Source organism: Streptomyces sp. NPDC054813, from assembly GCF_053611365.1.
The window spans coordinates 331,194-353,453 of sequence record NZ_JBSHAF010000011.1; the positions used below are offsets into that span (position 1 = coordinate 331,194).

A 22,260-nucleotide genomic window follows, 5' to 3' on the forward strand; every position below is an offset into this window, starting at 1 on the left:
ACCCTCGCGCCCGGGCCCCCGGCCGCCCGGAGCGGGGGCGGGGGGCGGGGGGGGGGGGGCGGCGGGCGGGGGGGGGGGGGCCGCGGCCCCCGGGGGGGGGGGCGGCCCCCCCCGGGGCAGGGGTCGGGGCCACGAGGGCCACCGTCTGGTTCTCCGGACGGGCCAGCTGCGCGGCGGGCGCGGCCTCGGTCACGGTGATGAGCTTGGAGCGCTCCTTGACCTGGGTGACGACGTAGTTGCGGCCGCCCTTCTTCGCGGTCACGTCGAAGGTCTCGACGGCCTTGCCGCCGTCCTTGACGACCAACTTGAAGCGCTCGGCGGGGCCTTCGCCCTCCGGGTCGGCGACCTCGACGCTCAGGTCACCCGAGGCCACCGCGCTCACGGTGAAGGTGCCGAGCTGCTTGGCCTCGCCGGGCGGCAGCGCGGCCGGCGCGGCCGAACTCCCGACGGCGGCGGGCGCGTCGACGGCGCCGTCGGCGCCTTCCCGGGTGCCGCCGACACGGACGACGTAGGCCGCCGAGCCGCCGTTGTTGAAGAAGCCGTAGACGGAGTGCGCGAGGTAGTACCCGTCGGTGAACTCACCGAAGGACGCGACGTACTGCGTCCAGTTGGTCACCAGCGTCGGCTCGTTCAGCGGACCGGTCGGGGCCAGGCCCACGAAGGCCGCCACCGACGTGCCCACCCCCTCGATGGGGCGCGAGCCGCTGGCCACCTCCTCGACGTAGACGCCGGGCGACAGGTAGGACGGCATGCTCTGCTCTCCTCGGGGTACGAGACAGGAACATTCCCACCCTCACGCGCGAAGCGCGCATCCCGGAACGTCCTCCGGTGCCTCGGCGGGGGCAGTTTCCTTGCCCGCAAGGGCAGTCCGGCCCGCCCCGCAACCCTTCGGCCGACAAGTCTGCCCGTGATCCTGCCCCCGCGGACCTCCCGGTGTCCGGCACCCGCCGGGTACGGAGGAGGGAGGCCCCCTGTCGAGGCCCTTGTCGACCGAACGGGAACCGGCTATGCGCACTCAAGCAGAGAACCGCTCCACCGCGGACCGTGACGGCGACCGCCCGACAACCCGGAAAGCCGCCGCCTCTCCCCCCTTGGCCGCCCTCCAGCGGTCCGCGGGGAACGCCGCGGTGACCCGGGCGATCCAGCGGGCCCGGCAGGAGGGCGAGGCGGAGGAGCAGCAGGCCGACGAGGCCGTGCCGGTGCGGCCGCGGACGTCGGTCGCCGACGCCGTCGGCACGCCCGGTGTGCCGCTGGAGCCCCGCATTCTGCAGCGGGCGGAGAACGCGTACGGCATGAACTTCGGCCATGTGCGCGTGCACAGCGACCCGGTCGCCCAGCGCTCGGCCGAGGAGCTCGGGGCCCGGGCCTACACCACCGGCCCGCACATCGTGCTCGGCGGGAACCGCGTCACCGACGAGGTGATGTACGAAGAGGTCGACCACGTCCGCCAGCAGGCCCTGGGCCCCGTGCCCGGCACCGCCAACGGCAGGGGCGAGAAGGTCTCCCACCCGGACGACCCGTTCGAGCGGAGCGCCGGCTCCAACGGCCGCAAGCTGGCCCGGGGCGCCACGCCCGACCTCGCCCTGCCCGGGTCCTCGGCACCGCCCGCCGACGCGGTGCAGCGCAGCCCGGACGAGGACGTCCCTGTCCAGCGGGCACCCGGCGCGGGACCCACGACGGAAGCCACGGCCGAACCAGAGATCGCACCCGCGACCGAGCCCTCACCCCCGGCCTCGCCGGCGGTCACTCCCGCCACCCCCCTGTCCGCGCTCCCGGCCACCGCCCGCCTCGCGCGGCTCATCGTCGGCGGCACCGCCGAGATCCGGAACAAGCAGGTGCGGTCCGTCCTCGACAAGCGGGAGCGCAACGGCCCGAAGTTCACGGCCGAGGAACTCCAGATGATCAGGAGCGCCGAGGCCGAGGATCCCGGCTGGCTGCGGACGGTCGGACTGTGCACCCACCTCGAGGCGCAGGACTACATCAAGAAGGACGACTTCCACAGCTGGCTGGCGCAGCCCAAGGGCAAGCGCCTGCTCATCGCCACCCTGCGGTGGCAGCAGCACGCCGAGGGCAAGGAGGAGGGCAAGGGGAAGGGTCCGGCCGGTGCCGGCCCCCGGCCGGACTACCAGCTCGGCCGCCACCACGCCATGCGCGACAAGTCGAACCCCGAGGAGGAGCGGGCACAGCTCACCGGGGAGCGCAACGAGCAGATCTTCCGGACCTTCGTGGCGACCCTGCTCCCTCCCGGTGTCTCCGACGACGTGCCGAACGCCGCCGAGCACCGCAAGCGCGTGGAGCGCGGCACCGAGATCCTGACCAAGATCTTCCTGATCCTGAAGGAGGGGTTGCAGGTCTTCAACCCGAAGACCGGTCTCCACGAGGACTTCAAGGACGACGTCGCGCACGCCCTGGCCTACGGCGGCCGCGTCAACATCCGCATCCCGCAGCTGGCCGACGGCCAGCACGGCTACGAACTCCCCCGGTGGCTCCACATCACCAGGGAGAACCCCAAGTTCTACGAGCCCAACGCGAAGCCCGAGGCCCCGGTGTACAAGCGCACGTACGCCACCCACCACATGGACATCGGCGACAACAAGCCCGGACAGCCCGGCCGCTTCGTGGAGAAGGGCGGCCTGGCGGCCACCGCCCAGAACCTCATCGACCCCCACAGCCACCTCTACGGCATGGGGGTGGGCATCGGAGGCACGGGAAACAAGGGCTACCACGGCGGGACCATCCTCCCGGACGAGTCGCACGGGCACCTGTTCATGGGGTACAAGCCGCCGACCGGCAAGCGCGACGGGGCACTTCAGGTCGGCATCGAGACCGCCGGGCCGGGCGGCCGGACCCCCGAGGGCTACGAACACAACTGGAAGAGCAGCGAGAAGACCGCCAACCCCTTCAGCAACTTCGGCGGCCACAAGGACGACAAGATCGGCGGCGACGCGCCCCTCAGTGCCGGCCAGCGCTATGTCGACCTACGGCAGTTCGGCGACTGGCTGAAGAAGCTGAAGGATCTGGAAGCGGACTGGACGACCGAACTCGCCAAGGCGACGACCAATGAGGAGAGGGCGGCCCTGTACCGGGACCTGATCGGCAAGCGCTCCGATTCGTAGGGCACCCGCAGCGCACCCGGCCCCGTCCGTACCCGCACACACCGCACCGCCCGCACACGGCACCGTCCGCACCGCACACCGCACCGTCCGCAGGGGCAACGAGTCCGGCCCCTGCGGCACCGCGGTCTGCCCCGCTGTCCGCTGCGTCGGCTTCGCGCCCCGCATAGCGTCGACGCGTGAGCCTGTGGACTTCCCTGGAACCCGCCTCCGCGACCGTGGACCCTGGGTCCTCCACCCGCGTCCGTCTGCGATTGCGGAACACGGGTGACGTCGTCGACGAGTACCGCTTCGAACCGGTCGGCCCGATCGCCCCCTGGACGACCGTCGAGCCTCCCACGCTCCGGCTCTATCCAGGGACCACCGGCACCGTCGAGCTGACCTTCGCCCCGCCCCGCACCTCGGACGCCACGGCCGGACCCAACCCCTACGCGGTCCGCATCACCCCCACGGAACACCCCGAGGCCGTCACCGTCCCCGAGGGCAACCTCACCATCACACCCTTCACCGAGCTGCGCGCCGAGCTGGTCCCGCCCACCGTCAAGGGCCGCTTCCGCGGCCGCCCCAAACTGGCCATCGACAACCTCGGCAACACCAAACTCACCGCCTCGATCAGCGGCAACGACAACGGCGACCAGCTCGCCTACGACCTCCACCCCAGCAACGTCCAGATCGAACCCGGCCGCGCCGCCTTCGTCGACGCCAAGCTCAAACCCCGGCGCATCATCTGGTTCGGACCGAAGGAACAACGGCCGTACCGGCTCACCATCCAACGGTCGGGGCTGAAGCCGGAGCCCGTCGAGGGGACGTACATCCACAGCGGGTTCCTGCCCCGCTGGCTGGCCACCCTCTTCGGCACCCTGCTGGCGCTGGCCATCACCTTCGCCCTGATCTGGTTCAACTACAAGCCGCAGGTCAAGAGCCTCGCCGAGGAGCAGATCCAGGACGCCGGGGTGAGTTCGCTCGCGCCCAGCCCCTCGGCCACCCCGACCCCGCCGCCGGCGCCCAGTGTCACGGCCTCCACCGCGCCCGCCACTCCGGACGCCGGGGACGGCGGCAACGGAGGCGGAGGCGGCGGGGGAGGCGGGGGAGGCGGCGGTGCGACGGCCACCGTGACCGCCAAGCCCAAGCAGGACACCGCGGCGACCGCCGTGAACCGCCTCGCCGCCGACGACCCGTCCGGGCGGCACATCTGCTACCGCGCCTACGTCCAGGGCACCGGCTGGCAGAAGCCCGTCTGCGACGGCACCATGGCCGGCACGGTCGGCAAGAACGTGCCGATCAAGGCCATCAACCTCGCGGTGTACGGCGTCCAGGGTTCCGCCGGCAACGCCTTCGTCTACAACCCCCAGTCCACGGACGGCAGGGGCAAGTGGAACCCGAACTGGACGGCGATCATGCCCGACGGCAAGGACAACTACATCGGCAGCACGAAGGCGGCCGACCCCTACATCGAGGGCTTCGCCTTCAACGTCGGCAGCGGACAGGGCTGCAACTACGCCAAGGTCCGCGACCACGACTGGGGCGACCAGTGGTGCCAGGGTTCCCGCAGCGACAACAACGCACTCGATTTCGTCGGCACCCTCGACAACACGCTCTGGCTCGAAGCCTTCAAGCTGACGGTGACCCCGTGACCCTGTGGACCTCCCTGGAACCCGCCTCCGCGACCGTGGACCCGGGCGCTTCGACCCGCGTACGGCTGCGGCTGCGCAACACCGGTGACGTCGTCGACGAGTACCGCTTCGAACCGGTCGGCCCGATCGCCCCCTGGACGACCGTCGAGCCTCCCACGCTCCGGCTCTATCCAGGGACCACCGGCACCGTCGAGCTGACCTTCGCCCCGCCCCGCACCTCGGACGCCACGGCCGGACCCAACCCCTACGCGGTCCGCATCACCCCCACGGAACACCCCGAGGCCGTCACCGTCCTCGAGGGCAACCTCACCATCACACCCTTCACCGAGCTGCGCGCCGAGCTGGTCCCGCCCACCGTCAAGGGCCGCTTCCGCGGCCGCCCCAAACTGGCCATCGACAACCTCGGCAACACCAAACTCACCGCCTCGATCAGCGGCAACGACAACGGCGACCAGCTCGCCTACGACCTCCACCCCAGCAACGTCCAGATCGAACCCGGCCGCGCCGCCTTCGTCGACGCCAAGCTCAAACCCCGGCGCATCATCTGGTTCGGACCGAAGGAACAACGGCCGTACCGGCTCACCATCCAACGGTCGGGCGTCGATCCACAGCCTGTGGACGGCACCTACATCCAGCGCGGGTTCCTGCCCCGCTGGATCGCCACCCTTTTCGGCACCCTGCTGGCCCTCGCCATCACCTTCGCGCTCATCTGGATCAGCTACAGACCCCACGTCGGAAGCCTCGCCCAGGAACAGCCCCAGGAAGCCGGGGTGAGCTCCCTCGCGCCCAGCCCCTCGGCCGGCGCACCCCTCGCCGCCGCACCGGCGCCCTCCCCGTCCCAGGTGGCGCAGCAGCCGGACGCCGACAACGGCTCGCCGGACACCCAGGCGGGCGGAGGCGGCGGCCAGTCCCAGCCGGCCCCCCAGGCGACGAAGAAGAAAACCGCGAAGCCGGTCGTCCCGGTGACGAACGTCCTCCTCCGCAACACGACCACCAAGAAGTGCGCGGACATCCCCGGTTACGACAAGGGAACCAGCAACGGCCCGGTGCGGGAGTACACCTGCAACGAGACCACCGCCGACAACCAGCTGTGGAACCTTGAGGTGCACTACCCGAAGGGCGGCCCCGGCTCCGCCGCGCTCTTCCAGATCCGCAACGTCAAGGACCAGTTGTGCATGGACCTGCCCAACTACGGGTCGGCCAAGCTGTCCTCGCCGATCACCGAGTACAAGTGCGACGGCACCAAGGCCGACAACCAGCTCTGGTGGATCGACAAGCAGCCCAGCGGCGCCTACTGGATCCGCAACTTCGCCAGCGACAACCTCTGCCTGGACGTGGCGGGCTACAGCACCGGCGGCAACGACACCGACCTGACCCTCTACTACTGCTCGAACACGGACGACCAGGAGTGGCAGATCGTCCACCCGTCGGGCGAGTAGAACCCCCCCCGTACCAGCCACTCTCCGCCTGCGGCGTCCCGGTCACCAGGTACCGGGCACCAGGCGGCCCGCCTTGCGGTATTCGCGGCGGGCGCCTTCCAGGAGGTTCGCCGCGGTGACCGGCTCTCCGGATCCGGCGGCCAGGTAGGCGGCGGTGACCACCGCACTGCGGATAGCGCCGCCGGCCAGCTCGAAGTCGCGGGCCAGGGAGCCGAGTTCGATGTCCGGCTCGCTCGGTACGTGCACCAGCCCGTGCCGCCACAGTGCCAGCCGCTGCTCCTCGTCCGGGAACGGGAAGTCGATCACCAGGTCGAGGCGGCGGGTGAAGGCCTCGTCGATGTTGGCGCGCAGGTTGGTGGTGAGCAGCGCGATGCCGTCGAAGGCCTCCAGGCGCTGGAGCAGATAGGCCGACTCCAGGTTGGCGTACCGGTCATGGGCGTCCTTGACCTCGGAGCGCTTGCCGAAGACCGCGTCGGCCTCGTCGAAGAGCAGCACGGCGTCGGTGCGGTCGGCCTCGGTGAAGATGCGCTCCAGGTTCTTCTCGGTCTCGCCGACGTACTTGTCGACGACCGAGGAGAGCTGGACGACGTAGAGATCCAGGCCGAGCTCGGCGGCCACCACCTCCGCCGACAGGGTCTTGCCGGTGCCCGAGTCACCCGCGAACAGGCCCAGCACCCCACGGCCCCGGCCTCCTCCCGCGCTCAGCCGCCAGTCGCCGAGCACCTGGTCGCGGTGGCGGGCGCGCAGGGCCAGTTCGCGCAGTTCGGTGAGCGGGCGTTCGGGCAGCACCAGGTCCCGCCAGTCGACGGCGGGCCGGATCCGGCGGGCGTGCTGTTCGAGCCCGGACGCCGACTGCTGGCGGGCGGCCAGCCGCAGGTGGCCGGCGGCCAGCGGGGTGCCGTCGAAGGCGGCCAGTGCCTGCGCCGCCTGCGCCGCCCGGGCGAGCCGGTCCCCGCCCAGGTGGTACGGGGCGACGGTGGCCGCCAGGTCGAAGCCGGAGGTGTCCGGGAGTACGGCCGCCCAGGCGTCCACGGCCACGGCGCGCCGGGACGGCACCTCCAGGACGAGGGGGTCGCGGTGGTCGCACCACTGGGGGTCGTAGGGGTGAGGGGTGGTGATCAGCGCGGTGACGTCGGCGTAGCCGTTCAGCTCCTCGGCGAACGCCCGGGGCCTGGCCGCGTCGACGAGTACCGCCCGGCCGCTCAGCCGGGCCTCCCGGAGCACCTCCGGGAGATGTTCCTCGGGGCCGGTGTAGTGCAGGACGTCCAGGCCGGCCAGCCGCAGCGCGGCCGTCGCACAGCCGAGGCCCTCGCCCTCCCGGCGCTCCCGCAGGTACCCGAAGAGCGGCCCGGCGGCGATCCGCCCGGCCAGCCGCCGGACGAACTCCTCGTCCCCCTCGTCGACGGTTTCGCTGTCATACGACGGTACGCGCAGGTGTCCCGCCAGGGCCGGGGCCGGGGTGTCGTCGCCGAGGAGGTGCGCCAGGACCCGGTCAGGGACGCGCAACGAGCGGCTGAGGAAGGGGCGTTCGGGCTCCTCGACGGTGAGCAGGCCGAGCGCGGTGAGCGGGGCGGTGGGGTGGAAGCGGGCGCGGGCCCCGGCGAGGTGGGCGGGGACGCCGTACAGGTCGAGGGCGAGGGCGATGGTGGCGCGGCGGCGGCCGACGTCGTCGTTGAGGTAGCCGTACAGCGGCTCGAAGGTGCGGTCCAGGTCCGGGGCGAGCGCGATGAGCAGGATCGCGGTGTCGAGGGAGGTGAGACGGAGGCGGGCGGCGAGTTCGGCCAGCCGGTCGGTGAAGTCCTCCGCCAGGTCGGGGAGTTCGGCGGGCGTCTGCGGGCGCAGGAGGTGCCGTACCGCCTCCTCGGAGAGGTACAGGCCGCGCAGTGGGTCGGTGGCCGTCGGGTCGCCGGCCGAGCGGTGGGCGACGAGGGCGGCGGCCCGGTCACGCAGCCCCGCCAGCCGGGCGAGCAGCGGTGCGACCGGCGTCAGGGAGACGTCGAGGGTCACGCCCGGGTCCTCCGGGCGGCCTTGGCCTGGGCGATCTGGCCGGGCCGGTGGGCCCGCTCCTCAAGAACGGGTGCGTCCTCCTCCAGGCCCGCGCGTACGCGGACGGCGGCGCCCTCGGTGACCGGCGGACCGGCGTCGTACTCGGGATAGGCCGGGAAGGGTGCGGTGATGACGACGTCCAGGGAGGGCTTGAGCTCACCGCCGAGCGCGGACCAGATCTCGGCCAGGGAGCGGGCCTCGGTCTGGATGCCCGCCACCGAGAGCTGCACGGTCAGCCCCAGCTCCCGCAGGGAGGGCGGTAGTTCGTCCGGATGGATCAGCTCTCTCGGGATCAGGGTCGCCAGCACGGCGCTGATCAGCCGGTGTTCGTCCTCGGGCCGCTTGGTCCACGCCGTCACCAGGTACGACAGCCGGAACCAGCGGGGCGGCTGCCGGCGCTTGACGACGACGTCCCGGTCGTCCCGGACGTCGATGTGCCCGCGCTGACGCCGTTTCACATCCTCCCGGATGTCGTACAGATAGCTGTTGATCACCGGACCGTTGCGGCGGGCCGCCCAGTCGCGGGTCGGGGCGTCGAAGGAGACGTCGATGCCGGCGCCCTCCAGCGCACCGCCGGACAGCATGCTCCGCAGCACCTGGTCCACCTCGTGGATCACGCCGTACTCACCACCCCATGGACCTGTCCGCACTCATGTCCATCCTGCCCTTCGGCCCCGCCGCGCCCGCAGGAACGGCCGGGCAGACCGCGTTGCCCGGGAACCGGTGCATGCTGCCCGTTCGGTCAGATGTAGCCTTCCCGGAGGGCATGGGCCACGGCGTGTGCCCGGTTGCGCAGATGCAGCCGGGTCGTCAGCCCGTGCATGACGTTCTTGACGGTGCGCTCGGAGTAGGACAGCTTGCTGGCGATCTCACCGGTGTCGAGGCCCTCGGCGACCAGCCGCAGCACGTCCACCTCGCGGGCGGACAGCCCGGAGGCCGGGGCGCCCGGGCGGCCGGCGGCGTTACGGTGCAGGGTGCCGACCTGGTTGATCAGCCGGCCGAGCAGGTCGGCCGGCAGGTCGCCGTCGCCGCGGGCGGCCGCGAGCACGGCCTGCACGATGCGGAGTTCGGTGGCCTCGTGCCGCCAGACGATGGCGCCGACCCCGCACTCGATCACATCGAGCAGCTCGGTCTCGCGCAGCGTCCCGACCACGAGCACGGCCCGCGCGCCCTCGCTGCGTACGACGCGGCGCAGCCGGGTCAGTTCCGGTTCGTCGAGGCTGTCGCTGATGAGCAGCGCGACCGTGCCGGGGCCGGTCTCGGACTCCTCACGCAACTCGATCTCCGGGTGCCGGCGCAGCTGGCTGAGCGCGCCCTCACGGGAGATCGGGTCCGGTGCGTACACGGCGACGGGCGTGCGGATGACCGACGTTAATGAGCTGTTGCTGACCAACCGCTTCCCCTATGTCCACGTGCCCGTCACCCCTGAGGGAACGGTGACGGGCGGGAGTACCCAGCCTGATGGGACCAAAGGGGCAACGACAATCGTGGACAACCACGACAAGGACCACGAGATGTTCGGGGTGGCTGAGGTTGTGCGCGACCGCGGGCCGGTGGGGGTTGTTCGCGCCCACGCGGCGGCGGCCGCATATCGAACACAGCCCCGCGCCCCCAGGAATGTCGGGCCACTGGTCCCACCGAAAAGGGGCGCGGGGAACTGCGCGACCGGCCACGACGCACCCGCAGCGAGCCACGGACCGACGCACCCCCGAATGTGCCGACCCGGCAACAAATCCGCCGGTCGCCAGAGCTCCCCACAACCTCTCCCACTCCCGCCCCCTCTAACCCCCCGAATGCCCCCCCGAACCCACCAGCGCACCGCGAGGAGCCAGGAATGATGCATTCGTCCCCTGAACTCGTCGACGCCATGCACCTGTTGGCCGAAGAAGCGACGCGCACCCGGTCCGGGACCGGCCGCCTCGTGCTGCTGCGGGGCGCCACCGGAACCGGCCGTACCACCGTCATGGAGGCCGTGGCCGAGCAGGCGGCCGCCCTCGGCCTGAAAACGCTCCGCGCCCGCTGCTCCCCCCCCGACACCGGCATCTCCTTCGCCACCGTCCTGCAACTCCTCGGCCCGGTACCGGAGTTCGCCGACCTCGCGGTGGACGGCGACGAGCGGGCGACCGCCGCCGGACTGTGGCGGGTGCTGCGCGCCTACGCCGAAGACTCGCCGCTGCTCGTCGCCGTGGACGACGTGCACCTCGCCGACGCCCCCTCGCACCGCTGGCTCGTGGAGTCCGCCCGCCACATAGACCGCTTACCGATCCTCCTGGTCGTCGGCGAACGCAGCCAGTACGACCTCGACCCGCCCACCCCCGGCTTCGCCCACACCCTCCCCCCGGCGCTCGTCCGGACCCACACCCTCGCCCCCCTCACCCCGCAGGCCGCGGCCGGCCGGGTGCGCGACGCCTTCCCGGGCGCGGACCGGGCCTGGGTGGAGGACTGTGTACGGGCCGCCGCGGGCAGTCCGCTGCTCCTGCGCGCCCTGCTGGACGACCTCCGCGAGGCCCGGCACACGGCGGTGCCCACCGCCACCGCCGCGCTGTACCCGGGCGCGTACCCGGCCGCCGTCCACTGGTGGCTGGACAGTGCGGGACCGGCCACCACCGAGGTCGCCCGCGCCCTCGCCGTACTGGAGGAGAACGCCGGCGCCGCACTGCCGGGGATCGACATCACTCCCCTGCTCGCCGAGCTGGCCGGCGCCGACCCCACGCGGGTGGCCGGCTGGCTCACCGCCATGACCAACCTCGGGCTGCTCACCCCCGGCCCCGACGGCCGCCCGCACTATCCGCACCCCCTGCTGCGCGACGCGGTCCTCGCCGGGGTGCCCGCGGCCCGCCGCCGGGCCGTGCACCGGGCGATCGCCGAGGCGATGCTCCGCCAGGACGCCCCCGCCGAGGCCGTGGCCCGCCAACTGCTCACGACCGGCCCGGTGACCGCCCCCTGGGCGGTGCCCCTGCTCCAGGACGCGGCCGCGCTCGCCCTCTTCGACGGCCGGGCCACGGACGCGGTCGGCTATCTGCGCCGGGCCCTGGAGGAACCCCTCTCCGACGACCGCAGGCAGCGGCTGCTGACCGAACTGGGCTCGCTGGAGTACGCGGCGCCCCGGTCCTCCGCGGCGATCCCGCGGCTCGCCGAGGCGGTCCGGCTGCCCGCCGCCCCGCAGGACCGGGTGCGCGCGGCCGTCGCCCTCGGCACCGCGCTGACCGGCCGGGGCCGCACCCGCAAGGCCGTCGAACTGCTGCGGTCCGTGGACGGCGAGCTGAACGACCACCCCGACCTGGTGCGCACCCTGCACACCGCCACCGTCCTCCTCTCCGACCAGGACCAGGAGATACGGCAGGAGGTCTACCGCCGGCTGTCCGAGACCGCCGAGCGCTCCCCGGAGCTGGTCGGCTCCGCCGGGCAGGCCCTGCTGGTGCGGCACGCGGCCTCCGCGGGCCTCACCTCGGCCCGGGACGCCATGCGGCGGCTGCGCGCCCTGCTCGCCGAGCCCACCGACCCGCTCACCGAGCCGTTCCTGGTCGGTACGGCGGCCACCGTCGCCCAGTGGGCCGACGAACTCGACGAGGCCGACCGGCTGGTGGCCCGGGGGCTGGCCGGGCAGCGCCCCGACCTGTTGCACCCCATGCACCAGGCCCTGCTCAACAGCCGTTCGGACATCGCGGCGGCCCGCGCCGACTACACCCGCCCGACGGCGGTGCCCGAGTCGGTCACGCCCGGCAACGCCCATGCGCACACCCTGATCGCGCTGGTGGAGACCGGCCGTACCGCGCAGGCCGAAAGCCTGGTCGCCGGGCTGGACCTGCGGGAGGCACGGGACTCCTGGGAGCTGAACCGGTTCCTCTACGCGCGGGGAGTGGTGCGGGCCGCCGCCGGTGATCCGGCGGCGGCGCTGCACGACTTCCTGGAGTGCGGCCGCCGCCAGTCCGCCCGCGAGGTGACCAGCCCGGTGGTCACCCCCTGGCGTACGGCCGCCGCCGAGTGCCGGCTGGCCCTCGGTCGCCCCCTCGAAGCCATCGCCCTGGCCGAGGAGGAGCTGCGGCTGGCCCGGGTCTGGGACACCCCGCGCACGGTGGGCCGGGCCCTGCGCGTTCTCGGTACGGCGACCGGCGGCCGCCGGGGTCTGGAACTCACCGAGGAGTCCGTGGCGCTGCTGCGCGGCGGCGGGCCCGCCGGTACGGAGCCGGCCCTGGCCCTGCTCGCCCTGGGCCGCCAGCTGACCGCCGCCGGCGAGGCCGTCCGAGCCCGCGACTGCCTGCGGGAGGCCGTGGCTCACGCCGAACGGCTCGGTGCCGTACGGCTGGTGGAGCTGGCGGAGGAGATGTTGCGGAAAGGCGGCGCCCGCTCCCCCAGACGCCGTACCGGCGCCGCCTCCCTGACCGGCAGCGAGCGCCGGATCGCCGAACTCGCCGCCGAGGGCCGCACCAACGTGGAGATCGCGGCCCTGCTCCATCTGGCCCGCCGTACCGTGGAGACCCATCTCACCCACACGTACAAGAAGCTGGGCATCCGCCGGCGGGCCGATCTGCGCCCGGCACTGGATCAGGGCGCCCCGCGCCAGTAGGGGTCAAGGGCGTCCCGGGCCCGGTCCTGGTCGCCGGTGAGCCGGTCCCGGACGTGCGGGGCGCGGGCGGCGTCCAGCATCCACCGCGCGACCGTGCCGTACGCCGGACGGCCGGGGGTCCGGCCGTCCCCCAGCCACTCCAGGCAGCTGCTCACCAGGTTGCGGTAGTCGGCGCGGGCCGCGTTGTCGTGTTCCAGGTCGGTGCCGTAGCCGGGGCCCGGCTGCCGGGCGCGCGCACGGCGGCCGGGGGCCGGCCGGCGATCCCGGCGCACCGGCGTACGAGCGCACTGCGCTGACCCCGGAGCGTGCCGCGGGTCAGGGAGCCAGCCAGTGGCCCGCCGCCGCGAGCAGCGTCCGTACGCCCGTCTCGATGGTGGGCTCCGGGACGGGGGCGAAGTGCGGGGAGTGGTTGGAGGGGATCTGCGGCGGTATGCCGTCGCGGACCAGGGCCTCCAGGTCGACGTCGACGAAGAGCCGGTGGTCGGCGCCGCCGACGAACCAGAACACCGAGGGCGCCCCCAAGGCCGTACCGAAGGCCCCGAAGTCCTCGCTGTTGGGGACCGGCGAGGTCAACTCGAAGGTGAGGCTCGGGAATTCGGCGGCCAGCGCGGCCTGTACGGCCTCGGTGGCGGCGGGGTCGTTGTGGGTGACCGGAAAGGAGTCGATGGGGACGATCTCCGGTTCCCTCGGCGCGGCGGAGGCGGCCGCCTCGGCCCGGACGATCCGCTCGACCGCCGCCAGCACCCGCTCCCGTACGGCGGCGGTGGTGGAGCGTATGTTGATCTTCAGCTCGACGGTGTCCGGGATGATGTTCTCCTTGGTGCCGCCGTGGATCGAACCGACCGTGACGACGGCCTGCTGACCCGCGCCCACCTCCCGGGAGACGACGGTCTGCAGCCGCATCACCACGGCGGCGGCCAGCACCACCGGGTCGCAGGTCGCCTCCGGCGTGGACCCGTGCCCGCCCCGCCCGAACAGCGTGACCCGCATGCTGTCCGCACCCGCCATCAGCGCCCCCGCCCGGGTCCCGACCAGCCCGGCCGGCGCGGCCGCCACATGCTGGGCCAGGCAGACGTCCGGCCGCGGGAACCGCTCGGCGAACCCGTCCGCGAGCATCTTCGGCGCCCCGCCCACCTCCTCGGCCGGCTGGAACACCGCCACCACCGTCCCCCGCCAGCCGTCCCGCACGGCGGCCAGCTGCCCGGTGGCCCCCAGCAGCCAGGCGACATGCATGTCATGCCCGCACGCGTGCATCACCCCGTCGTTCTTCGAGGCGTACGGCAGCCCGGTCTCCTCCCGCACCGGCAGCGCGTCCATGTCGGCACGCAGCAGGACGACGGGGCCGTCACCGTTGGCCAGCACCCCGACCACCCCGGTGCCGCCGACCCGCTCGGTGACCTCCCAGCCCTGCTCCCGCAGCCGCTCCGCGACCACCGCCGCGGTCCGCTCCTCCTCGAAGGACAGCTCCGGATGCGCGTGCAGATCCTCGTACAGCGCCCGCAGTTCGGGGAGCTTTCCGGTCAGGCCGGTCAGGAGGGGGCTGTTGCTCATGGCGTCGTCTCCAGGGTGGGCGGCGTGCTTGCCTGTCGAGTCTCCACCGTCACCCGCCGCGGGGACCGCCCGAGCGCTCCTTTCACACCCGGTTGAACGCCGCACGCCCTGCCGAACGCCCCGGGTGCCGTCTTGCCGCGGCCGGCTTCCACCGGGGACGATTCCCGCATGTTCGATGGACTCGACGGACTGAAGAACCTGGCGGACAAGGCGACGGACAAGGCGAAGGACGTCGCCGAGGAACACGGTGACGTCATTGAGACCGGTCTGGAGAAGGCCGGCGGCCTGGCCGACGAACGCACCGACGGCAAGTACAGCGAGCAGATCGACACCGGCGTCTCGAAGGCCCGGCAACTGGTGCGGCGGCTGGGCGAACAGGGCGGCGAACAGGGCTCGGAGAAACCCGGGCCCTGACCACCGCCCACCACCACTCCGACGACCGGTCCGACCACCACTCCGGCCACGGCTCCGGCCACGGCTCCGACGACCGGTCCGGCTACGGCTCGTCCGTCGTCGGGCGGGTCCGGCCCGGCTCCGGCAGTTCGCCCAGCTTGAGCCGGGCGTGCAGGACGTCGCCGATGAACAGGTCGTAGATCAGCACCCCGATCACACCGCCGACCAGCGGTCCGACGATCGGGATCCACCAATAGCCGCTGAACCCGGCCCCGTTCCCCGGGAACGCGAGACTCTTCCACCCGGCGAGCCAGGTGAGCACCCGCGGCCCGAAGTCGCGGGCCGGGTTGATGGCGTAGCCGGCGTTCGCGCCGTAGGACATGCCGATGGCGGCGACGGCGAGACCGATGACGAACGGGCCGAGGTTGGAGCCCACGGCCGTGTTGCGCAGGTCGACGACCGCGACGACGAACATGACCAGGAACGCCGTACCCACGATCTGGTCGATCAGCGGCCCCCAGGTCCCGCCGTGGAAGTACGGCGCCGGGAAGGTGGCGAAGATCGAGAAGGTGGCCTCGGTGTGCCCGCCCACCTTCGGCGGTTTCGACGCGGCGTCGAACGCGTTGATCGCGTCGTGGTAGACGAGGAGGACCAACGCGGCCCCGGCGAAGGCGCCCAGCACCTGCGACACCCAGTAGGGCACCACCTTCACCCACGGGAACTTACGGCGCACGGCGAACGCGAGCGTCACCGCCGGGTTCAGATGGGCGCCGCTGACCCCGCCGGCCACGTAGATGGCGAAGGTCACGGCCAGGCCCCAGCCCCAGGCGATCAGGAGCCAGTCACCGGCGGCAAGGAAGATCGTCGTGGGGGTCTCGGCCCGCCCCGATCCGGGCAGCGCGGCCACTGCCATCGCCACGACACCGGCTCCGAACGAGAGGATGACGAAGGTCCCGAGAAACTCTGCCATGCACTCACCGAGCAGGCCTCCACGGCTTCTGAGCCGGGAGGGCTTGAGGAGAGGAGGTATTTCCACCGCCATCGCTGGCCCCCTTTAGCCATCGCTGGCTCCCTGAGAGGAGCAATCGGGCCGAACACCATATTGACCCACAAATGATGTTCGCGCAGATCGGCCCATCGCGCCCGACGGGGGCTACCGTTCGTCCCTCGCGCTACGGGCTACCCCTCGAGGTCGTCGGCGTAGTGCCGGAATCCGTGCCGGTCCCGGTGGATCGCCCAGAGCCTGTCGGCGAGCACGGCGGGGTCCTTGCGCGGGTGCCCCGCGACGATGGCCCCGGGAATGATCAGTTGGGCCACATGGATCCCCTCCCTGGCGAGCCGGTCGTGCAGCAGATGCCCGTAAGCACTCTCGGCGGCGAAGGCGATGGAGGTCCCGGCGCGGTCCGGATGCGGGATGACGGCCGTACCGCCGTTGACGAGGAGGATGGTCCCCCGGCCCAGTTCCCGCATCCCCGGCAGCACCTGCTGCACGGCGGCGACGGGCCCGTACACCGAGAACTCGACCGGCCCGAGCAGGTCCGCGTAGGTGGTCTCCAGCACGGGCCGCATGAAGTCCCGCTGCGGCACCGGGCTGTACTGCAGGACCTCGACGGTCCCGAGCTCCTCGGCGGCCCGCTCCAGGGCACCGGCGAGGGCGAGCGGATCCCGTACGTCGGCGGAGTACCCGCGGGCCTCGACGCCGTGTTGGGAGAGTTCCCCGGCGATTCCGTCGAGCCGCTCCCCGTCCCGGGCGAGCAGCGCGACACCGTACCCCTCCTGTCCGAACCGCCGGGCGACGGCGGCCCCCAGCCCCGGCCCGGCACCCACGATGGCGATACTGCTCACGACGTGACTCCTGACGGCTGAGGCGGCGAGGTCGTACCTAGCTCCGTACCGCGCCGCCCCCGAATTCACACGTGCCCCCCGGCCCTCACCTCGGCGAACCCGTCGCCCTCGCGCGCCACCTGCACCCGGGTGACGGCCCGCACGACGACCGCGCCCGCGACGGCGGCCCCGACGAGCGCGAGGTCGGAGAGCACGAGCGGCCAGACGTTGCCGTAGGAACGGGCGATGAGTTCGTCGGTCGAGTTGGTGTTGATCAGCCCGACCCCGCTCACCAACCCGACCAGCCACAACCCCCACCACACATTGACGACCCAGGGCAACCGCCGTTCGGGTGCACTGTCCCGGAACGCGTCGGCGATGATCCGGCGCGGAATCCAGAGATTCCCGAGGGGAATGACCCAGCCGACCAGCACCCAGATCCCGCTGTACCGGGGGTCCTGCCCGGACAGGAGCCGCGCGTTGTCGCGCACCCGCCCCAGCCACATCAGAAAGACGACGGCGACGGCGAACGTCACCACACCCCCGACGGAACTGACGACGTGGTACCCGTTCTCCAAGGAGGTCAGCGGCCGATGCCGCCCGCCTCCCTGGTCCGGCACCCCGCCCGCGGGCACCCCGGTCCCGGCCAACCGCAGCTCCCACACCGCCCGCACGACCCAGGCACCACCGGCGAGCAGCAGCCCGGAGGAGGCGACGACCCCGATGGTCCGGACGGGGCTCAGGGAGACCATGTCTTCACTCACCGGGTCATCGTGGCCCATCGCCGGCACCGGGGACCACGGCTGTTACCGCCCTGGAACAGACGAGCTGCGGCATCTGTACAGCTGGGGGACCGTGCCGGTGGGGGCCGGTCCCGTCCTGGTCGGCATCGGGACGCCTACGACGGACAGCCCGGCGGGCGCGCGCTGACCCGGCGGCCCGGCTCCCGGTGCCGGCATGACGGAAAGACACGTCACACTGCCGTCATGCGGATAGTGGTCGCGTTCATGGCGCTGGTCCTCGTGCTCGGGTTGGGCTCCGCCGCCGTCAAGGCCCGTAAGGGGCGGTGGTGGGATGCCGGTTCGGTGTTTCTGCCCATCCTCGGCATCGACCTGTCGCTGCTCGGTGGCGTGCGGTGGGAGAACCCGCCGCTGTTCTGGGTGGGGGTCGTGGTGGCCCTCGCCGGCTTCGGCGCGGAGGGCTACTCCTACTGGAGGGCTCGGGGAGGGAAGCGGGAGCAGGCGAGCCAGTGACGGGGGCTGCTTCACCCGTACGGCCTTCATGCGCTCGTGGGCGCGTACGCGCCGGGTGAGGGTGGCAGTGACCGCGTCCGTCCTGGTGGCGCCGATCTTCGGCACGCCCGTGCTCAGCCTTCCGTTCGACGCCGGGCTCGCGGTCCGGTCGTCGGCGAGGAGGAGGCACGGATGGAGGAGGACGGCGGCGGACACGAGGACGACGGCGCTGAGCGGTCCGAGTTGGAGGAGCTGCGGGGACGGCTGGCAGCTCTGGAGAACGAGCGGGCCCGGCGGTCGTCCCGGCCCCGGCACCACGGCAGGTCACTCCTCGGCGCCGTGCTCATCGTCCTCGGCTGTCTCCTCGCCCCGCTCTCCGTCGTAGCCGCGTGGGCAGCCGACGTGGTGGACGACACCGACCGCTACGTCGCCACCGTCGCCCCGCTCGCGTCGAACCCCGCCGTGCAGGACGCCGTCGCGAACCGGGCCACCGACGCGCTGATGAGCCGCCTCGACCTGCCCGCGCTGCTCGCCGACGTGACCCCCGCGGACCGGCCCCGGCTGCAACAGGCACTCGGCGGCAAGCTGGGCGGCGCACTCGAAGGGGCCGTACGCAGCTTCGTCCACGACCAGGCCCAGAAGGTCGCCGCGTCGGACGCGTTCAGGACCGTCTGGACCGACGCCAACCGCCGGATCCACAGCACCCTCGACAAGGCACTCACCGGCAAGGGCGGCGGCGCGGTCCAGTTGAAGGACGACACCGTCACCCTCGACATCGGCCCCCTCGTGGACCAGGTCAAACAGCGGCTCGTCGACGCGGGCCTGACCCCCGCCGAGCACATCCCCGCCGTGCACGCCGACTTCACCCTCGCGAGATCCGACCAGATCGACCGGTACAAGACCTACGTACGGATCCTCCAACTCGCCGGCAACTGGCTGCCGGTGCTGGCCGTCCTACTGGTCGCCGCCGGTGTGCTGCTGTCGGTCCGGCGCCGCCGGGCCCTGGTCGCGGGCTGCCTCGGCGTCGCCGTCGCCACCGGGATCCTCGGCGTCGGGCTGAGCGTGTTCCGGGTGATCTATCTGGACCGGCTGCCCGCCGGTGTCTCCCCGGACGCGGCCGCCGCCGTCTACGACGCGCTGGTCCACTTCCTGCGGACCACCGTGCGCATGGTCGTCGCCCTGGCCGTGGTGGTCGCCCTGGGCGCCTGGCTCACCGGGACGGGCCGGTACGCCGGGCTGGCACGACGGCTGTGGGCCTCCGGAATCGGCGCGGTCCGCGCCACCGCCGACCACGCCGGCCTGCGCACCGGCCCGGTCGGCCCCTTCGTACGCCGCTACCGCACCTGGATCAGCTGGCTCCTGGTCGCCGTGGCGCTACTCGTCTACCTGCTGTGGTCCTACCCCACCGGCTGGGTGGTGATCGGCATCGCCCTGTGCCTGCTGTTCGCACTGGCGGTGGTGGAGTTCCTGGCGGCAGGAAAGCCGGGGGCCGGGCAGCTGACCCGACCGGCATAGGCGGACGGGCGGGCGGGCGCTCCGCCTGGACGCCGGGCCGCACGCCCGCTCCACGGAGCGTGGGCCGACGGCGGACCGGAGGGGAGCCGGGGGTGGCGGGTTGAGGTGAGCCGGCTGACGTGCGCTGTTCACGAGCGGCGTCTTCATCGCGGAGTCGGGCCTGCCTACCGGATCGCCGGGTCCCGGCTCTCGCGGACCGTCCAGCCGATCTCGCCCGGCAGTTCCCCGGCGCGGTGGGTGACGCCCAGGCCGGAGGAGGCCACGGCCACCGCCGTGCCGAGGCAGAGCAGCGCGCCCGGGAAGCCCGCCACGGCGCCGAGCAGAGCTGGTGCGGCCAGTGCGAACGCGGCGATCAGCCAGGTGAGTTGGCGTCCGTGCAGATCCTGGCGGAACTTCGCGCGGCCGCCCAGGGCGAGGCTCGGGCGGTCGGGAGAGGTGGGGTGCAGGTTGACGGGAGTGCCGTTGACGGGGTCAGCGAGGTACTGGCGGGCGATATCGGGGGAGAGCTCGCCCCACACCACGTGCCCGGTGTCGGCGACGAGGGCTACGGGGAGTCCCTTCTCGATCAGCTTCCAGCGCGTCGGCAGGCACATCCAGGCCTGGTGGCCGTCGAGTTGAAGTCCGGCCTGGAGCAGGTCCGTGGTGGTGCGTGTCAGGCCGGTGCCGCCGGCCGCCGGATACATCGGACAGACCTGCAGTGGGACGCCACCCCCGACCGGTGACACTTCGAGCCAGTGCATGTGCTCGGCCTTGATCGTGCCGGGCTTGTCGCCACGCTTCTCGTACCGCTTCCAGACGGGTGCGTCGATCCGTACGCGCACGGCGTGCACCTGCCCTGCGGCGGCGTCCGCGCACAGGACGCGCTGGCGAGGGCCCAGTCGGCGTCCCGACAGGTCGGTCACGACGTAGACGAGCAGCCAGAAGCCGAGGCCCATCCCCAAGCCGACGGCGAGGACTGTCAGCACCCCCTCGTACAGAGTGAGTCCGAACCACAGTGCGGCGAGCGGCGTGACGATCGTGAGCGCCACGCCCGCCGCCAGGCCCCAGTCGTGGGGCGGTGGGCGTAGTGAGCGCGGGATCGAGGCCTGCGCCGGCACGGTCGACTCGACCCGCACCGTGGGCGCCGTCCGGCAGGCGAGTATCCATCCGCCGGCGGCCAGGGCAGCGACCCCGAGGGTCTCGATGATGTCCCACCTGGGAGTGGGCGCGTCGTGCCGAACGAGGACGAGACCGACCGCGACGGCAACCGCGACGAGCGCGGTACCGCCGCACAAGCGGGTGAGGACTGTGGCACGTCGCATGGCGCACCTTTCTCCGAGGCTCCGGTGACGGCGTGGTCAGGGGAGTGGGGGGAGGTGCGCTGTTCCGTCTCGTTCAGGTGGGGGGCAGGACATTGTCGGCCTGACAACGCGGACAAGTAAAGGGTCAGCCGAGCCGAAGGCTCCACACCGACTCGAACACGCAGCCGCGCCAACGGCAGTGCTGACGGCAGTGTGGACGGACGCCGACAGCTCGCCACGCCTGCGGCACTGGCCCACCGGGCCGGACTTCCGGGGTGTGCCCGCCCCTTCTGAGCGCCCGGCACGCGGGCAAGTGCTATTCCTCCGGCGGCTGGGCCTCCATCAGCCGTTCCGCGATGTCGTCCGCCCAGGTCTGGGCCCACTGGCGGAGGGCGGTGACGGCCTGGTCGTCGAGGCCGTACGCGGTGAACACCCGGTCGTCGATCCAGTCGGTGCCGGTCAGGCGGGACTGGAGGTCGGTGAGGTCGAAGGTGTCGCGGGCGTGGCGGCGGCCGAGGTCTTCGAGGTCGGGCAGGCTCCAGCGGTCCGCGGCCGCGTGCACGACGAGGAGGTCGCGGGGCAGGCCGCGGTCGGTCAGCGCCCAGACCCGCATGCCGACCGTGTCCTCGAGGGAGAGGGTGAGGCCGAGTTCCGTCCGGACCGGCGGGTGCCAGAGGGCCTCCTTGAGGAGGTCGACCTCGCCGGCCTCCTCCGACACGGGGTCGGTGACGATGAGCTGGGCGGAGAGCGGGTCCGTCTCGCGCCTGCGCACGCGCCAGCCGTGGTCGCGCAGGACCGCGGCGACCGTCTCGGCGATCGTCCGCATCGGCGCCGGGTGCTGGGTGGCGGCCTCCAGCGTGCGGCCGGGGCGGTCGAACAGGCCGTGGGCCAGAGCCGCATGGTCGCCGGTCAGGGCCAGGGGGTACGCGGCACCGGCCGACAACAGGTCGGGCAGCAGACGGCGGTGGAGTTCGGGAAGGTCGACGTTCACGTGGCGGCCGGTGCCCAGTGCGGGAGTCGGGCGGCCGAGGGGGGTGCCATGGGGGGATTATCGCTGGTTGGGAGGGACACGGGTGCCACGATTCCTCGCACGGTGTCGCGACCGGTCGTACAGTGCCGCGGCATCGCCCGGCGCCGAGCGGTCGTGACCCGGCGCCCACAGCTCCACCGGCCGCGCCGGCTTCCGCTGCGTCCGCGATGCGGGGTGACCCCGAGGGGTCAGGCGGGCTCCGGCTTGTACACGGCCAGCGCCCAGATCACGAAGAAGTCGATGCCGATCATGATGAGCGCCCAGACCGGGGCGTAGGGCAGGAACAGGAACTGGGCGACCATGCTCAGCGCGGCCAGGAAGATGCCGACCACGCGGGCCCAGCCCGGGGCGCCCTTGAGGAGGGCGGCGCCCGCGATGACCCCGAGCGCGCCCAGGACCACCAGGATCCAGCCCCAGCCGGTGAGGCTGATCTTGTACACGTAGTCGTGGACCCGTGCGTACACGTCGTCGGTGGCGATCGCGGAGATGCCCTGCAGGATGGCGAAGATGCCGTTCATCAGCAGGAGTACCCCAGCGAAGACGACTCCGCCGCTGGTCCAGCCGCTGCTCGGCGCCGGCGTCGGCGCCGGTGCCGGATGCGTCTGCTGTGTCATGGGTACGACGATCCGGCCGCCG

At 72.6% G+C, this 22,260-nt stretch carries 18 protein-coding genes and 1 pseudogene; 7 read left to right on the plus strand and 12 right to left on the minus strand.

Annotated elements, in window-relative coordinates:
- Nucleotides 1–751 (minus strand): annotated as a pseudogene (locus ACWGJB_RS24275) (phage tail sheath family protein); the annotation flags it as partial.
- 256 nt (nucleotides 752–1,007) lie between these two features.
- On the opposite strand from ACWGJB_RS24275, the gene ACWGJB_RS24280 reads away from it, so the two are divergent.
- The 3 genes from ACWGJB_RS24280 (at nucleotide 1,008) to ACWGJB_RS24290 (ending at nucleotide 6,186) form a co-directional block, all read left to right on the plus strand.
- A complete protein-coding gene (locus ACWGJB_RS24280; protein ID WP_453382209.1) occupies nucleotides 1,008–3,116 on the plus strand; it encodes an eCIS core domain-containing protein in 2,109 nt (702 codons plus the stop codon).
- Nucleotides 3,117–3,292: 176 nt separating this feature from the next.
- A complete protein-coding gene (locus ACWGJB_RS24285; RefSeq protein WP_453382210.1) occupies nucleotides 3,293–4,747 on the plus strand; it encodes a hydrolase in 1,455 nt (484 codons plus the stop codon).
- On the plus strand, nucleotides 4,744–6,186 hold the full coding sequence (locus tag ACWGJB_RS24290) for an RICIN domain-containing protein (protein WP_453382211.1): 1,443 nt from the start codon (nucleotides 4,744–4,746) through the stop codon (nucleotides 6,184–6,186). Before ACWGJB_RS24285 ends, ACWGJB_RS24290 begins: the two co-directional genes overlap by 4 nt.
- Nucleotides 6,187–6,228: 42 nt before the next feature.
- On the opposite strand, the gene ACWGJB_RS24295 is transcribed toward ACWGJB_RS24290, so the two are convergent.
- The 3 genes from ACWGJB_RS24295 to ACWGJB_RS24305 form a co-directional block, all read right to left on the minus strand.
- Nucleotides 6,229–8,193, minus strand: a complete 1,965-nt coding sequence (locus tag ACWGJB_RS24295; protein ID WP_453382212.1) for an ATP-binding protein — start codon at nucleotides 8,191–8,193, stop codon at nucleotides 6,229–6,231.
- A complete protein-coding gene (locus tag ACWGJB_RS24300) occupies nucleotides 8,190–8,849 on the minus strand; it encodes a DUF4255 domain-containing protein (RefSeq protein ID WP_453382213.1) in 660 nt (219 codons plus the stop codon). Before ACWGJB_RS24300 ends, ACWGJB_RS24295 begins: the two co-directional genes overlap by 4 nt.
- Before the next feature lie 125 nt (nucleotides 8,850–8,974).
- On the minus strand, nucleotides 8,975–9,625 hold the full coding sequence (locus tag ACWGJB_RS24305; RefSeq protein ID WP_453382214.1) for a helix-turn-helix transcriptional regulator: 651 nt from the start codon (nucleotides 9,623–9,625) through the stop codon (nucleotides 8,975–8,977).
- 441 nt (nucleotides 9,626–10,066) lie between these two features.
- On the opposite strand from ACWGJB_RS24305, the gene ACWGJB_RS24310 reads away from it, so the two are divergent.
- Nucleotides 10,067–12,799, plus strand: coding sequence for a LuxR C-terminal-related transcriptional regulator (locus ACWGJB_RS24310; protein ID WP_453382215.1), 2,733 nt, complete (start codon nucleotides 10,067–10,069; stop codon nucleotides 12,797–12,799).
- Here the strand turns inward: ACWGJB_RS24310 and ACWGJB_RS24315 are convergent.
- Entirely contained in the window at nucleotides 12,778–13,071 is a 294-nt protein-coding gene (locus ACWGJB_RS24315; protein ID WP_453382216.1) for a hypothetical protein, read from the minus strand. The genes ACWGJB_RS24310 and ACWGJB_RS24315 overlap by 22 nt on opposite strands.
- 43 nt (nucleotides 13,072–13,114) lie before the next feature.
- Nucleotides 13,115–14,350: an amidohydrolase gene (locus ACWGJB_RS24320; RefSeq protein WP_453382217.1), complete on the minus strand. Its 1,236-nt coding sequence runs from the start codon at nucleotides 14,348–14,350 to the stop codon at nucleotides 13,115–13,117.
- A 168-nt stretch (nucleotides 14,351–14,518) separates the two neighbouring features.
- On the opposite strand from ACWGJB_RS24320, the gene ACWGJB_RS24325 reads away from it, so the two are divergent.
- A complete protein-coding gene (locus tag ACWGJB_RS24325; protein ID WP_453382218.1) occupies nucleotides 14,519–14,764 on the plus strand; it encodes an antitoxin in 246 nt (81 codons plus the stop codon).
- Between the two features lie 82 nt (nucleotides 14,765–14,846).
- Here the strand turns inward: ACWGJB_RS24325 and ACWGJB_RS24330 are convergent, their stop codons facing one another.
- The 3 genes from ACWGJB_RS24330 to ACWGJB_RS24340 form a co-directional block, all read right to left on the minus strand.
- Nucleotides 14,847–15,785: an MIP/aquaporin family protein gene (locus ACWGJB_RS24330; protein WP_453382219.1), complete on the minus strand. Its 939-nt coding sequence runs from the start codon at nucleotides 15,783–15,785 to the stop codon at nucleotides 14,847–14,849.
- A 137-nt stretch (nucleotides 15,786–15,922) separates the two neighbouring features.
- Nucleotides 15,923–16,588 carry an SDR family NAD(P)-dependent oxidoreductase gene (locus ACWGJB_RS24335; RefSeq protein WP_453382220.1) on the minus strand — a complete coding sequence of 222 codons (666 nt, stop codon included), beginning with the start codon at nucleotides 16,586–16,588 and terminating at the stop codon, nucleotides 15,923–15,925.
- Between the two features lie 65 nt (nucleotides 16,589–16,653).
- The gene (locus tag ACWGJB_RS24340; protein ID WP_453382221.1) at nucleotides 16,654–17,331 is read right to left on the minus strand and encodes a DUF4328 domain-containing protein; all 678 of its coding nucleotides are present in this window, start codon (nucleotides 17,329–17,331) and stop codon (nucleotides 16,654–16,656) included.
- 222 nt (nucleotides 17,332–17,553) lie between these two features.
- Here ACWGJB_RS24340 and ACWGJB_RS24345 point away from each other — a divergent pair, with 222 nt between their 5' ends.
- Both ACWGJB_RS24345 and ACWGJB_RS24350 read left to right on the plus strand, forming a co-directional pair.
- Nucleotides 17,554–17,820: a hypothetical protein gene (locus ACWGJB_RS24345; protein ID WP_453382222.1), complete on the plus strand. Its 267-nt coding sequence runs from the start codon at nucleotides 17,554–17,556 to the stop codon at nucleotides 17,818–17,820.
- Between the two features lie 171 nt (nucleotides 17,821–17,991).
- Nucleotides 17,992–19,314, plus strand: coding sequence for a hypothetical protein (locus tag ACWGJB_RS24350; RefSeq protein ID WP_453382223.1), 1,323 nt, complete (start codon nucleotides 17,992–17,994; stop codon nucleotides 19,312–19,314).
- Nucleotides 19,315–19,478: 164 nt separating this feature from the next.
- Here the strand turns inward: ACWGJB_RS24350 and ACWGJB_RS24355 are convergent, their stop codons facing one another.
- The 3 genes from ACWGJB_RS24355 to ACWGJB_RS24365 form a co-directional block, all read right to left on the minus strand.
- Complete coding sequence (locus ACWGJB_RS24355) at nucleotides 19,479–20,615, minus strand: hypothetical protein (protein ID WP_453382224.1); 1,137 nt, start codon at nucleotides 20,613–20,615, stop codon at nucleotides 19,479–19,481.
- A 295-nt stretch (nucleotides 20,616–20,910) separates the two neighbouring features.
- Nucleotides 20,911–21,585 carry a hypothetical protein gene (locus ACWGJB_RS24360; protein WP_453382225.1) on the minus strand — a complete coding sequence of 225 codons (675 nt, stop codon included), beginning with the start codon at nucleotides 21,583–21,585 and terminating at the stop codon, nucleotides 20,911–20,913.
- Between the two features lie 227 nt (nucleotides 21,586–21,812).
- Complete coding sequence (locus ACWGJB_RS24365) at nucleotides 21,813–22,238, minus strand: DUF7144 family membrane protein (RefSeq protein WP_453382226.1); 426 nt, start codon at nucleotides 22,236–22,238, stop codon at nucleotides 21,813–21,815.
- Nucleotides 22,239–22,260: the final 22 nt, after the last annotated feature.